Source organism: Nonomuraea sp. ZG12, from assembly GCF_052068115.1.
In the GTDB taxonomy this organism is placed as follows: Bacteria; Actinomycetota; Actinomycetes; order Streptosporangiales; family Streptosporangiaceae; genus Nonomuraea.
Genome location: NZ_JBQHCW010000002.1, coordinates 462969 through 475906, shown reverse-complemented (window position 1 = coordinate 475906; position 12938 = coordinate 462969). Strand labels below are relative to the sequence as shown.

General features: G+C 67.9%; 10 protein-coding genes and 1 pseudogene. 3 read left to right on the top strand and 8 right to left on the bottom strand.

Annotated features, from left to right (window positions below; all coding sequences use genetic code 11):
• Positions 1–646 precede the first annotated feature (646 nt).
• Positions 647–2104 carry an FAD-binding oxidoreductase gene (locus ACTMTF_RS09270; RefSeq protein ID WP_441110221.1) on the bottom strand — a complete coding sequence of 486 codons (1458 nt, stop codon included), beginning with the start codon at positions 2102–2104 and terminating at the stop codon, positions 647–649.
• 155 nt (positions 2105–2259) lie between these two features.
• Here ACTMTF_RS09270 and ACTMTF_RS09265 point away from each other — a divergent pair.
• Positions 2260–2975, top strand: a pseudogene (locus ACTMTF_RS09265) (IS5/IS1182 family transposase).
• Positions 2976–3367: 392 nt separating this feature from the next.
• Here the strand turns inward: ACTMTF_RS09265 and ACTMTF_RS09260 are convergent.
• From ACTMTF_RS09260 to ACTMTF_RS09250, 3 genes are all read right to left on the bottom strand, one after another.
• The gene (locus tag ACTMTF_RS09260) at positions 3368–5236 is read right to left on the bottom strand and encodes a S8 family peptidase (protein ID WP_441110220.1); all 1869 of its coding nucleotides are present in this window, start codon (positions 5234–5236) and stop codon (positions 3368–3370) included.
• 413 nt (positions 5237–5649) lie between these two features.
• The gene (locus ACTMTF_RS09255) at positions 5650–6906 is read right to left on the bottom strand and encodes a hypothetical protein (RefSeq protein ID WP_441110219.1); all 1257 of its coding nucleotides are present in this window, start codon (positions 6904–6906) and stop codon (positions 5650–5652) included.
• 141 nt (positions 6907–7047) lie between these two features.
• Positions 7048–7977, bottom strand: a complete 930-nt coding sequence (locus tag ACTMTF_RS09250) for an oxidoreductase (RefSeq protein WP_441110218.1) — start codon at positions 7975–7977, stop codon at positions 7048–7050.
• Positions 7978–8032: 55 nt separating this feature from the next.
• Here ACTMTF_RS09250 and ACTMTF_RS09245 point away from each other — a divergent pair, with 55 nt between their 5' ends.
• Both ACTMTF_RS09245 and ACTMTF_RS09240 read left to right on the top strand, forming a co-directional pair.
• A complete protein-coding gene (locus ACTMTF_RS09245) occupies positions 8033–8467 on the top strand; it encodes a MerR family transcriptional regulator (protein ID WP_441110217.1) in 435 nt (144 codons plus the stop codon).
• A gap of 210 nt (positions 8468–8677) precedes the next feature.
• The gene (locus tag ACTMTF_RS09240) at positions 8678–10183 is read left to right on the top strand and encodes an AAA family ATPase (RefSeq protein WP_441110216.1); all 1506 of its coding nucleotides are present in this window, start codon (positions 8678–8680) and stop codon (positions 10181–10183) included.
• A gap of 42 nt (positions 10184–10225) precedes the next feature.
• On the opposite strand, the gene ACTMTF_RS09235 is transcribed toward ACTMTF_RS09240, so the two are convergent.
• The 4 genes from ACTMTF_RS09235 to ACTMTF_RS09220 all read right to left on the bottom strand — a co-directional run bounded on the left by ACTMTF_RS09235 (position 10226) and on the right by ACTMTF_RS09220 (position 12690).
• The gene (locus ACTMTF_RS09235; protein WP_441110215.1) at positions 10226–10435 is read right to left on the bottom strand and encodes a hypothetical protein; all 210 of its coding nucleotides are present in this window, start codon (positions 10433–10435) and stop codon (positions 10226–10228) included.
• Positions 10436–10535: 100 nt separating this feature from the next.
• The gene (locus tag ACTMTF_RS09230) at positions 10536–10874 is read right to left on the bottom strand and encodes a hypothetical protein (protein WP_441110214.1); all 339 of its coding nucleotides are present in this window, start codon (positions 10872–10874) and stop codon (positions 10536–10538) included.
• Between the two features lie 109 nt (positions 10875–10983).
• Positions 10984–12189 carry a cytochrome P450 gene (locus ACTMTF_RS09225; protein WP_441110213.1) on the bottom strand — a complete coding sequence of 402 codons (1206 nt, stop codon included), beginning with the start codon at positions 12187–12189 and terminating at the stop codon, positions 10984–10986.
• Positions 12190–12228: 39 nt separating this feature from the next.
• The gene (locus ACTMTF_RS09220) at positions 12229–12690 is read right to left on the bottom strand and encodes a GbsR/MarR family transcriptional regulator (RefSeq protein WP_441110212.1); all 462 of its coding nucleotides are present in this window, start codon (positions 12688–12690) and stop codon (positions 12229–12231) included.
• Positions 12691–12938 lie beyond the last annotated feature (248 nt).

The following is a 12938-nucleotide window of genomic DNA, read 5'->3' as shown; positions in this document are numbered from 1 at the left end:
CCGACCCTCCCGCTGACGGTCCGTCACCGCCTGTGCCGGCCATCGGCTCGTCCCTCGCCGTCACGCTGCACCCCGCCACCTGGCTTGCTCACCGGCTGTGACCCATGCGCCCTGGCCTCCGGGCGGATTGCGTGGGATGCCGAGGACTCGCAGGGGCCGAACCCAGCGCCCAGCCGCTCCGATCCCGTTGTGCAGCAATTCAGGGCTTATGTCGAAGCTCATGCAAAAGGTGCCGGGGATCGCGTCGGAAGCCGGCCATCACAGCCCACGGGACGCCGGCGGGGATGTTACTGCGTGAGGGGCAGGCTGTTACCGGAAACGATCACCGGGTTGGGTGAAGTTTCAGGCTGCGGGTTCGAGAGGCCGTCCGCCCCAGCGGACGCCCTTCTCACTGCGGACGCGGGCGCGCTCACGACGTTGAGCAGCAAGCACGTCCTCAGGTAGACGGGCAGGGCGCCGGAGATCATGCAGATCTTCGAGGGCGCGAACCAGATCCAGCGCCTGGTCGTCAGCCGGCACCTGGCTAAGAGTGACCGGCAGTAGGGCGTGCGCGCGGGTGCGCTCGGGAGTGGCGGCAGAACGGGCAAAGGCCTACGCGACCATGGAGTTCTCTATACTCGGCGGCTGTGCAGGACAGCTGTGCCCGTCAGCTCTTCGGCTTGATGTTCGCATTGAGGTGGAAGAGGTTTGCGGGGTCGTATTTCGCCTTGACTGCCGAGAGCCGTTCGTAATTCCCGCCGTAGCCCTCACGCAGGAGCGGCTCGCCCTCCTCGAGGAAGCCGGGGAAGTTGAGGTAGATGCCCCCGGCGGAGAAGGAGCGCAGGTCGGCGAAGGTGTCGCGTACCCAGGTCACGTTCTCGGCCGAGTCGGTCTCCTCCTCCCAGTTCCCCTCGATTCCGAGCAGGTAGGAAGCGCTGCGGTTGGCGAAGGCGGTCTCCTCCTCGCCCACCTGTGCCATCGCGCCGCCCTGATACCAGACGTCGATGGTCGAGTCCGGTGACGGCGCCGCAGCGGCGTGTTCGGCCAGACGCTCGATCAGCTCGTCGCTGAGCCCGGGCGCGTTCACGGACGTCCAGTAGTAGCGCCCGCCGTCCGGGTAGTCGTCGTCCAGGACTTTCTGCGCCTCCGTGTAGGTGGTGGCGCCGCTGAGGTCGCAGATCGGCTCGGTGACTTCCCGGAGCGGCTGCAGGGCTCGCTCCCCCTCCGCCGGGTTGCCGGGGAACAGGGCGAGAAGTGCCACGTAGGGCTCTCCGTGCGACTCCGGCGGAAACTCCTCGGTTTCTGGAACCTGGCCGAGCACTCCGAGCGGACCCACCTGATCGGGCGCCCCGGACACGTATCGTTCGCAGGACTGCAGTACTTCTCTGGCGCGGTTCGCCGGGTAGTACACGTTGCAGAAGAAAACCTCCGGGCCTACGGGATGCAGGCGGTACTCGAAGGATGTCACGACGCCGAAGTTGCCGCCGCCGCCGCGGATCGCCCAGAACAGATCTTCGTTCTCGCTCGCGCTGACGGCCAGCAGGTTCCCGTCGGCGGTGACCACCTTCGCGGACACGAGGTTGTCGCAGCTCAGCCCGTACTTGCGCCGAAGCCAGCCCATCCCCCCTGAGAGGGTGAGACCGGCGATCCCCGTCGCCGATACCACCCCCATGGGAGTGGCGAGCCCATGGCGCTGGGTCTCGCGGTCGAGGTCTCCCAGCGTGCAGCCACCCTGTGCACGCACCGTGCATGCCTCGGGGTCGACATCGACCCCTGTCATCTCCGACAGATCGATGACCAGTCCGCCGTCGCAGAGCGCATGGCCGGCCACACCGTGCCCGCCCCCGCGCACCGCGAGCAACAGCTTGTTGTCGCGGGCGAAGTTCACTGCGGCGACCACGTCTTCGTCGCCGTCGCACCGCGCCACCAGTGCCGGGCGCCTGTCGATCACACCGTTCCAGAGCCTTCGTGCCGACTCATAGCCCGGGTCCCCGGACCGGATGAGCTGCCCTCGCAACCTTGGGGCGAACTCGTCCACGAGGGGGCTCGGAACGTCAGCCGCCCCACTGCGCTGGCCTCCCATCCCCATCGGCGTGTCGCTGTTGGAGCTGTGCCTTCCGGTCATGGTGCTCACCTCCCAGCTTCAAGCATTATGCCCAGCGGGCTGAGACGCCATGCGAGCTCTCCGACCGTGTGGCTCGGAAGGTGCCCCGGATGAAGAGCAGGCACGAGCCCGAATGATCATGGAGTTCTCTACGCTCAGTGATCACCGGAGGTCTCGTGCCTGTCCTGCCATCATGCCTGCTCGAACCCCTGTGGGACCAATTCGCGGCGCTGCTGCCCGAGCACGTGGACACCCACCCGCTGGGCTGCCACAACCCGCGCATCCCCGACCGGATTGTCTTGAGCACGTCATCGCCACCCTCGTGCACGGCTCCGGCTACGAGCGGATCGCCAGCGCCCAGTGCTCGGACCGCGCCATCCGACGCCGCGTCAAACACTGAACTCAGCTGGGGCCAGCCGAGCAACTGCACGCCCTGGCGCTTCAGGCGTACGACCGCATGATCGGCCTCGCGCGCAATGAACTCTCGGTGGACGGCTGTATCACCAAGGCCCCCTGCGGTGGCCAGAAGGCCGGCCGGCACAATTCGCCCCTGCTCACCCCGACACTCGAAGCAGCGAAAGCCCAGGTCGGATCGCTCCCGGAGGATGTCAAGGTCAACCTCGACCGCGGCTCCCTCGGCTTCACCGGCGAGATCGCCCGCAAGGGCGTTCCCGCCCCGATCCAGGCCGGCAAGCGCTGGGTGGTGGAGCGCACGCACGCGTGGATGAACGACTACGGCAAGCTGCTGCGGTGCACCGAGAAGGACGGCGCGGTGGTGGACTTCTACCCCTACCTCGCCGCTGCCATCGTCACGCTCCGCATGCTCATTCGCCGCGCGACCACGCAGCAGTACCGCTGGGATAGCCGCCCCACTACCCGACGCCTCAAGTGACGCCTACTGCCGGTCGCTCTAAATAGCTCTCTGACATGCGGAAACCTCGCCTGCCGGTCGTCGTAGGCGGGGCTCGCTTCCTTGGGGCCGAGGTTCTCAGCGATCACTGAGGTGATCCCAGCGACCCGAGAGCTTCGGCGATCTCAGCCCCGACGAGCAGAAGACCCTGGCGGACCTCCTCACCCGCGTCGCCTTCCGCCGCCCTTGGAGGCACGCCTACCGATCGACCGGCCGGTCTGGGCGTCCCTCGCCGTCCGTATCCACGTGCGGAAGAGCCCCCACAGGTCGCCAGGTGCCGGGGGCAGCTGACAAAGGACCCCGGGCGACTGCCCGGGGTCCTCCGTGTCTCACCGGTATGCGCGGCCGGCTGCCGCGGTACTACGCGTACCTGATCACTTGTTGACGTGCCTGTACAGGTAGACGGCAACCTTCTTGAGCTGGGCGGAGGTGCCCTTCTTGGTGCGGTGCTTCTCGGCGGTGCCGACGGCCTGCTTCAGCGTGGTGCTGCCGTGGACCTTGGCGGAGCTGTTGTAGACGCCGTGGGCGTAGTTGAGCCAGGCGCCCAGCAGCTCACGGTCGAGCAGCGCCTTGGCGGTCTTGCTCTTGGGAGCGAGGACCTTGTACGCCTTGCCGAGCGAACCGGCGTCGGTCAGCTCGGGGAAGACCTTGCTGCCGTTCTGGGCGAGCGACAGGTAGCACAGCAGGGTCTTGTCGCTGAGCGACCCCTTCTTACGGTGCATCTCGGCAGCCCACTGCTTGGCGCTCAGCGGCTTGGTGGCCTTGCCCCGCTTGCAGGTGTCCGGGACAGGCTGGGGGTCGAAGCGCTCATCCGTACGGTGCGTCCGGGTCGGAGTCGGGGTCGGGGTGGGCGTGGGGGTGGCCGCCGGGGTCGTGGCCGGGGTGCCGGTCGGCCTGGGAGAGGCGGTCGGCACGGGCGGGAGGGCGGCGAGAAGGTCGATGCGCTTGGTGGTCACCGTGGTGTCGCCGCTGGCGTAGGCGATGCCCTTGCCGGTGGTCTGCAGCTTCTCGACGAGCTGGTCGCCCGTCAGGTCCGGGTAGGCCTGCCGGAGCAGTGCCAGGGCTCCCGCGACGTGGGGGGCGGCCATGGAGGTGCCGTTCAGGACGCCGAAGGTATTGCCGGTCAGGGCGGAGTTGATGGCCACGCCGGGCGCGAACAGGTCGATCAGGGGGCCGCGGTTGCCGAACACGGCGGGGGCGTCGTGGTCGTCGGTCGCGCCGACGGCGACCGCCGCTGAGATGCAGGCGGGGCGGACGATGCCGTTGTCGTGCCCGTCGTTGCCCGAGGAGATGACGGTGGCCACGCCGGCGCTCTTGAGCCGGAGGATCTCCGCCTCGAGAGGAGCACCGTTACAGTGGACCTGGTACCTCGGACCGCCGCCGATGCTCATGTTGACCGCCACGACGTTCAGCCCCGCGCGCACCTCTTCGACATGTTGCAGCGCGCGCATCTGGTCGGACGTGAAGCTGAGAATGCAGGGCGCGGGAAGCTCCTGCTGTTCGCAGACGGCGCCGTTGAAGCGGGTGGACACCTGGATCGGCAGGATGCCCGCTTCGGGCGCGACGCCGTTGGAGGGCGCGGTTCCGGCCTTCTTCCCGGCCGCGATGCCGGCGACGTGGCTGCCGTGGTAGCACTTGTTCACGCCGTTCACGACGCACTTCGCCGTCTCGGCGTCGGCAGCGCCGGCGCCGATCTGGGACGGCTGGCCGTTGGGGCACACCACCTCGCCCAGGTAGTCCGGGTCGGGGTCGGAGCTGGAGAAGCAGGCCTCGCCCACGATCCGGCCGGCGAAGAACGGGTGATCCCGGTCGATGCCGGTGTCGAGGATGGCGATGGTGGATCCCTTGCCGGTCCAGCCCATTCGGTTGGCCCTGTCCGATCCGATCAGCCTGGTGCTGACGTCGAGCGTCGGCTTGCTCACCTCGTCCTTGTAGATGGCCTTGACCCGGCTGTCGGTCCGGAGCTCGGCCAGGGTCGGCTTGTCCACGGTGGCGACGATGAACCCGTCGGAGCCGGCCTTGCTGATGACCTTGGTCTTGCTCGAGGCCGCTTCGGCGGTCTTGGCCACGTCCGCCAGGTTCTGGCCACGCTCGATCTCGATGATCGCGCGCACCTTCTCACCCTGCTGTACCTCGGCTGTGAGGTTCTTGGCCACGGCGGGGTCATCGGTGGCGGCTTGAGCTGGTGACCCGACGGCGAGCATGGCCGTCGCGGTGATGGCGAGTACAACAGTGCCCGCCATTGAAGACCGTGGTCTCACTGGTCCTCCGGGGAACGAACCGTCCTGAGCTGGACGGCTGAGGAAGCCGGAAGAATCCGAAAAATCCTCATGTACGGTGATCGGAGATCAAGAGTAGCCAGTGATCATCAGCGTTGACGAGAATGAAGTAGCACCGTTATATGAATTTTCGAACGTCCGTAACCGATCACCCACCACGCCGACCGGCTGCTCGCCGACCGGACGTGAGCGCGAGGAGGTCGATGGGGTCGAGCACGAGGGATGCCGGCCGGGCGGCGGAGTCCACGTCCTGCCTGAGCCTCAGGGGGTGAATCGCGGCATCCGCTCGCCGACTGCGAGATCAGTACTGAGGGCCCCGCGCACCGATCCGTCCACGGAAGCGCGACCCGCAGGGTGAGGCCAGGTGGTGGATGAACCTAGCCGTACGTCCGCTCCGCCGCCTTCAGGTCTTGGAGGAGCCGTTCGTTCTCCTCCAAGCGCCCGCGCTCATGCCAGAGAACTGGGCCGTGCTCCTTGTCATACTTGATCTCCCAGCGGACCGATGTGAGATCCTCGTCGACCACCATCAGGCCCGGCAGGTTCTGCGTGAGGGGCTGGGGAATCATGTCAAGAACCTCGAGGAACAGGGAGTTCGCCGTCCCGAGAAAGGCCCTGGCCCGGCTGTCCGCCGTGGTAAGGAGCTCAACCCCGTAGGGACGATGCGGGTCCGCCGTAGCGTAGAAGTTCTTGGTCCAGCTGTCCGCCGTGGCGCCGAAAGCAAGGAGCTCATCCCCATAGGGACGATACGGGTCCACGACCTCGTGGAAGTTCTTGGCGTACCAGTCGACGACTTCCAGGAACCGCTTGCACGCGGCATCCAGGGTGTCAGCCCAGGTGGCCAGATAGTGGAAATTCTCGTAGGTCTGCCGCAGTGCGCGCTGCGCCAGGTCGGCTGCCTCACCGCGCCAAGGAGCGTCGTGCAGGTCCTGCGCCCGCAGCGGCAGGGTGTTCGCCAATTCGACCAGAGAGCCGGTCAGCAGATCGAGGAACGTCGGGATACCTTGATCCCACTCGGCAGAGGGCCGATAGAAGCTCGTCGCCGCCATTTCCGCGCTCACCCGATCGACGCCGTCATTGACCACCGACGGCAGCGGGAAAGTACCGTTGGGGTAGTGATTTCCCGCACCATAACCATTCCAAAGAATGGGAGGCCGCTCGCCGAGCCGGTCGGGAGGCCGCACCCCTCGGGAGCCCGCTTCCATGAAGGGCATGTCGCCGAGCCGGGGATTATCTACAAGATCATATCTGGTACAGGCTCGTTCGATCAGGACTCCGGCCGTACCGATCTCCTCGTTCAGATTTTTCCAGAACCCGACCGCCGACAGGCCGGCTTCGTAGAGACACCTGGCGAGTTCGTGAGGAAACTTCCAGGGGAAGCCCACGGGGAGTTGAGCATACGTGTGCAGGGGTTTTTCGAGTCCGTCGTGCGCTAGTTCGATGAGCTTGCCGGAAACGGCCCGCACGCCCCTGCGGTCGATGTCGAACCCGTCATTTCCGGATCCGTTCGCCCCCGCCGTGTCACCAGGCCCCGGCCAAGGTCCGATCTCGGGACTCATTTTCCACCCGGACCACTGGTCGGTACGCGTCGCTCCGGCTCGTACATCGAGACTCCGATCATCGGTGAGGAGGCTCACACTACGAAGATCCCTCAGAGCGCGCAACGCTGGGTTTCTGACCGGCGCGTGTACTACGCGGCATCGGGGGCGAGCTCCGCCGCTCCCCGGACCATCGGCGGCATGCGGAACCCTGACCGGAGGTGACCCGCTGCCCGGGGATCAGTGGACGAGGTCGAGGCCCGTCAGGTTGGCCGAGAGCGTCCAGAGACGGGAGGCCTCGCGATCGTCTGCCGGGCCGCCGTCGAGGATGCGACAGTCAGCGCAGTAGTCGCCACCGCGCCCGTCGAGCTCCCGCGATGTGGCGGCCCAGACCAGCGTCGCCGCCCCTTGCTCGGGTGTCGTGAACAGACCGGGCGCCGGGTTGCCCTCAGCGTCGATCCAGCCGGCAGCGACCATCTCATCGACGGTGAGGTGCCGCTGCAGCGGGGTGAGGATGTAGCCGGGGTTGACCGAGAAAGCGCGGACCCCGTACGGCCCGCCCAGTCGATCCAGGTGGCGGGCGAACAGGATATTGGCGAGCTTGGACTGGGCGTAAGCGGCCCACTTGTCATAGCCGCGGCTGAACTGCGGGTCGTTCCACCGGATGCGCTGGTCCGCGCCGTACCCGGAGGCGACCGAGACGACGCGGGCCGCACCGGCGGCCGTGAGGGTGGGCCACAGCAGTTGCGTCAGCGCGTAGTGGCCGAGGTGGTTGGTGGCGAACTGTGCCTCCCAGCCGGGCCCCACCCGAGTTTCGGGGCAGGCCATGATCCCGGCGTTGGCGATCAGGATGTCGAGGGTGGCGTGCCGATGCCGGAACCGTTCGGCGAACGCTCGTACGGAATTCAAGTCGGCGAGGTCGAGCCGGTCGACCTCCACACCTGGGATATCGGCGAGTACGTGTTCCGCCGAATCGGGACGGCGAGCCGGGACGACGACTCGCGCCCCGGCGCCGGCGAGCGCGCGGGTGGCCGCAAGACCCAGGCCGGAGTAGCCACCGGTGACAACCGCGGTCCTGCCGGTGAGATCGCTCCCGGCGAGGACTTCGGTGGCGGTCCTGCCCGTGCCGAATGCGCTCTGCCCGGTGCCCTGTGTCGTGTCGCTGGTCATGTCGCAGACGCTAGGTGCTAGACCGAGGTCTAGGTCAACCGGTTACGATTCGCCGATGACGGCTGAAGTTCTGCGTATCGGCGAGGTGGCCAGGCGCACCGGGTTGAGCGTGCACGCGCTGCGGTTGTACGAGCGTGCGGGGCTGCTCGCCGGTGAGGTGCGGCGCGACGAGAGCGGCCGGCGGGTGTACACCCCCTGGGATGTCGAGTGGCTGGGCAACTGCGTGAAGTTCGGGGCCTCCGGCATGCCGCTGGCGACGATCAGCCGGCTGGCCGAGCTCGTCCGCGAGGGCAGCGGCAACGAAGCGGAACGGCTCGAGATGCTGCGCGAGCATCAGCGCCACGTCATCGCGCAACTCGCGCAACTGCACGACTGTCTCGATCTCATCAACGGCAAGGTGGCCGCCTACGAACGACACCTCGCCGCCGATGGCACCGGAGAGCCCTGGCAACAGCAGCCGGGGCCGGGCACCGCCCACACAGCCGGCTGAGCGAGGAAACGGTAGGAGCGAACAGCGCGTCCGTCGGAGGGCCGGTCGGCAGAACTTCCTCCCTGCACGAGCTGCCGCCGAGCCACCGGAAGCCGTAGATCGCTAGAAGAGGACGGTACTGCGGCGGCGCTGATGTGCCAGGCCCTGTTGTACGGATTCCGTCGAAGTAGAGTTAGACACATTCCGTCGTAGTGGATGTGTGGAGACCTGATGAAGACGAGTCTGCTGGCCAAGCCGGACGACGTGGTCGACCGCGACCGGGAGTGGGGTCTGCTCGCGGAGTTCCTCACCGACCCGGATCCCGCGATGCGGCTCGGGATCGTGTCCGGTCGTCGGCGGCACGGGAAGTCGTACCTCCTCCAGGCTCTCTCCGAGCAGGTCGGCGGCCTGTACGTGACCGCGGTCCGGGAGGAGGGGCGGCTGCCCGCGATTCGGCGGTTCAGTGACGCGGTCGCCACTCACGCCGGTCTGCGGCCGGGGAGCCTGCGCCTGACGGACTGGCGTGACGTCCTGTCCAACGCCCTTGAGGTGGCCGCCCGTTCGCCTCACCCGCTCCTGGTGATCGACGAGCTGCCGTACCTGCTCCAGCACTCGCCCGAGATCCCGGGACTGCTCCAGCAGCTCTACGACGAGCGCCAGCGCGGTACCCGCACTGCTACCGGGCCGGGGCCGCGGCTGATCCTGTGCGGCTCCGCGATGAGTGTCATGCACGAACTGCTCTCGGGGACCAAGCCGCTGCGCGGCCGTGCCGTGGTGGATCTACGGCTCGGGGCCTTCGACTACCGGAACAGCCGGGCCTTCTGGCAGATCAGCGATCCGCTGACCGCGCTTAAGGTGCACGCGGTCCTCGGCGGGGCGCCCGGCTACCGGCCGGTGGCCGGCCGGCCGCATCCGGACGACGGGTTCGACACCTGGCTCACCCGGACGCTGCTCGACCCGGGCAGAGCGGTGTACTCGCGTACCGAGACCGAGTACCTGCTGCGCGAGGACCCGAGGATCACGCAGCACACTCTCTACTACGACATCCTCACCGCGATCGCGCAGGGCGCCACCACCCCCAGCAAGATCGGCGCCGCCCTGGAACGCCCGCGCAACGCCGTCGCCCATCCGCTGGGTGTGCTGGAGTCGACCGGCTACATCCGGCGAGAGCAGGACATCCTGCGCGCCCGGCATCCGGTCATCACCCTCGCCGACCCGGTCATCCGCTTCAACCAGCTCATCACCCTCCCGCAGGCCGCCGCCGTGGAGCAGGGCTTCGCCGAGCAGGTGTGGCAGCAGGCCGCCCCGACCTTCAACTCCAAGATCCTCGGGCCGCACTTCGAGGACCTGGCCCGCGACTTCACCCGCCGTTACGCCCATACCTTGCTGCCCGGTGGACTGCCCGGCCCGGTCGGCACCACCGAGGTCGCCGACCCGGTCGCTCGGACGAAGCACGAGGTCGATGTCATCGCCCTGGCCGCTGGCGAGCGCCCGCAGGCCCCCCGGGCGAGGATCGCGCTCCTGGGGGAGGCCAAGGCGACCGTCGCCCGCCGGGGGACCGGTGACCTCGAACGTCTGGAGCGCATCCGCGACCTGCTCACTGATCAGGGGTACGACACCGCCACCACCACCCTGGCCCTGTACTCCCTGCACGGCTTCTACCCGGACCTGGTGCAGCTTGCCGGCCATCGCGACGACCTCCTCCTGGTCGACCTGCCCGCCCTCTATGGAAGGTGACGCCGGGATGCCCGATGGATGCTACCGATCACGATCTTGCTGTTACTTGACGCGTGGGCTGTCGCGATCGGACTTGTCCCAGCCGCCGAACGTCCCGGCCAGGCCGCATTCCTGGTAGGTGGCCGGGTCGAAGTTGTACCAGCCGCTGTCTGTTGCCCTGCCCTCTGCGGTTCGCGGGGCCGTCACCCCGAAGTAGGCGAACTCGCCGGGCGGCCGGCGGGCGAAATCCTCCAGGTCGGCGATCTGGGACACGATGATCGTCTCCCATCGGGCGAATCCCGTCAGGGTCGCCTCGGACGCGAAGCGCCGGCCGGTGTCGACGGGTGGCGGGGCCAGGGTGACGGCTCGCCGCCTAAGCGGGCAGTTCGTAACGGACCAGAGCCTTGGCGAACGGCTCTCCGGTCGTGCGAGCGTACGCCATCCGGGCGCGTACCTCACTGAGGGTGCGCGGACGGTAGCCGGGCCCGTCACAACAACTCTTGTGGAAGCGAATACCCGCGTGCAGCAACAGGGAGAGCACCCGCCAGGCCGCGGTGTCGCGCCGAGGTGGGGCCGCGAAGGCGGACCCGACATGGATCAGCGGCTCGGCGCAGCGCGGGCAGATCCGGTCGTGGTGACCAAGGCCGGGGTAAGCCTGCTTGTACGAGGCGCGGCAAGGCAAGCAGACGAAGGACGTCTTCGCATGAGCCATACGGTCAGGGTAGGCCAGTCACCGGCCGAGTGCGCGAATGACCGCGATGGGCAGCGGTACGCCGCATGCGGAGCGGGGCGCTGTGAGGTTCCGCAGCGCCCCGCCCGTCTCAGCTCTGGATGAGTGAGAGTCGCCGTACGCCGCTCAGGGTCGGCGTGGGGATGAACTGCACCGGGTCCTCCGGATCCGTACGGAGGCGATCGAAGCGGTCGAGCAGGATGTTCAGCGCGACCCGTCCCTCCAGCCGGGCCAAGGGGGCGCCCAGGCAGAAGTGGATGCCGCGCCCGAAGGCGAGATGCGGGTTGGGGTCGCGATGCGGGTCGAAGGCCTCGGGGTCGGGGAACTGCCGGGGATCCCGGTTGGCCGCCGCCACCCAGCACATGACCAGCTGATCGGCCGGAATGGTCACACCGCCCAGCTCGACCTCGCGCGTGGTGGCGCGGCCCAGCGCGGCGAACGGCGTGAACAGCCGCAGCGACTCCTCGATGACGGCCGGGATCGAGGCGCGGTCGGCACGCGCCCGGTCCTGCTGCTCGGGATAGGCGTCGAGGCACAACACCGTGTTGCCGAGCAGCATCGTCGTGGTGATGTGCCCCGCGAGCAGCAGCAGGATCGCGAAGTTGACCACCTGGCCCTCGGGCAGGTGGTCACCGTCCACCTCGGCCTCGACCAGCCGGGTGAGCAGGTCGGCGCGCGGCTGCCGGCGGCGCTCCGTGGCATGATGCGCGAGGTAGTCGGACATCTCCTTCCACGGCTTCATCACCGCCTGGGTCTCCGCCTCCCGCTCCTCCGCCGACTGCTTGATCGAGACCTTGGCGTCCCGCTGGAACAGCGCGTCGGCCCACCGCTTGAACAGGGCGCGGTCGCTGCTGGGGATCCCCAGCAGCTCGGCGATGACGATGACGGGCAGAGGATAGGCCAGGTCGCTGACGAGCTCGAACCGCTCCCGGTCACGCGCCGCGTCGAGCAGTTCGTGGGTGACCGCGGCGATTCTGGGCTCGAGATCCGCGACGACCCTGCGGGTGAAGGCGGCGCTGACCAGCTTGCGTAGCTTGCCGTGCTCCGGCGGGTCGATCTGGGTGATGAAGCCGTCCAGGGAGAACTCGTCCTTGGGGGGCATCATGGACTCGGGAACCACCCGCATGGTGTCGGAGGAGAATGTCGCCGGGTCACCGAGCACCTCGTGCAGCTCCGGGTAACCGTAGACGTTCCACATTCCGGCGTCGGCCGCGAACTCCACCGCAGGGCCCGATCGGGGTCCGTGCAGCCAGAAGTGTTGTACGGGGATGTCGTACATTTCGACGATGTCGGCCATCGCCTCTCCTTGTCGTAGATCCCTTGATGGAAACGTACGTCAGGATGATCTTTCGCGGTACTCCTGCCAGCGGTGGAGCATCTCGTCCCCGTCCTGCACGGTGAAGGCGAAGAAGTCCCGGGTCTCCTCCAGCCGGACGCGCTGGTGGACGCGGTCCTCGCCGAGGAGCGACAGCCCGTACTCCAGCGTATCCAGGCTCTGCTTCAGCAGCCCGAGCTGGACCTGCAGGATCTGAGCCCACCCGCCGCCGATCTCGCGGTAGCGGTGCTCGCGGGTGGCCGTGGGAACACGTTCGATGATGCCGGCCGCCTCCAGCTGCCTGGCGACCGTGCTGACGGCGGTCTTGCTCAGGCCGAGCTCCGCCGCCAGGTCGGTGAGCGAGGGGTCGGGAGGGTCGCAGATCATCAGCCACGCCCAGAGGCGGCCCATGGAGCGCGTGGCGCCCAGGCGCTCCATGACCAGCCCCATCCGATCGACGAACTCGCTCTCCGAAGACTTCACGGGCGTCAACTCCGCAAGGATCATCAAGTACGTACTTCACGAAGTCTACGTCGCAGGGCACCGCTCGGAAAGGTCCCCACAGCACCGGGTCCGCCGCGGTGTGTACGACCCTGGCCGTACGGGCGGTCGGCCGCCGACCATGTGCAGGTGGACAGGGGCGCTGGGACCCGCACCAGGGACCAGTCGCTCTCCCGGCATCAACCGATCGGTTGATGCCGGAATCCACCATCCTGCTCTCCGGCCGGCCG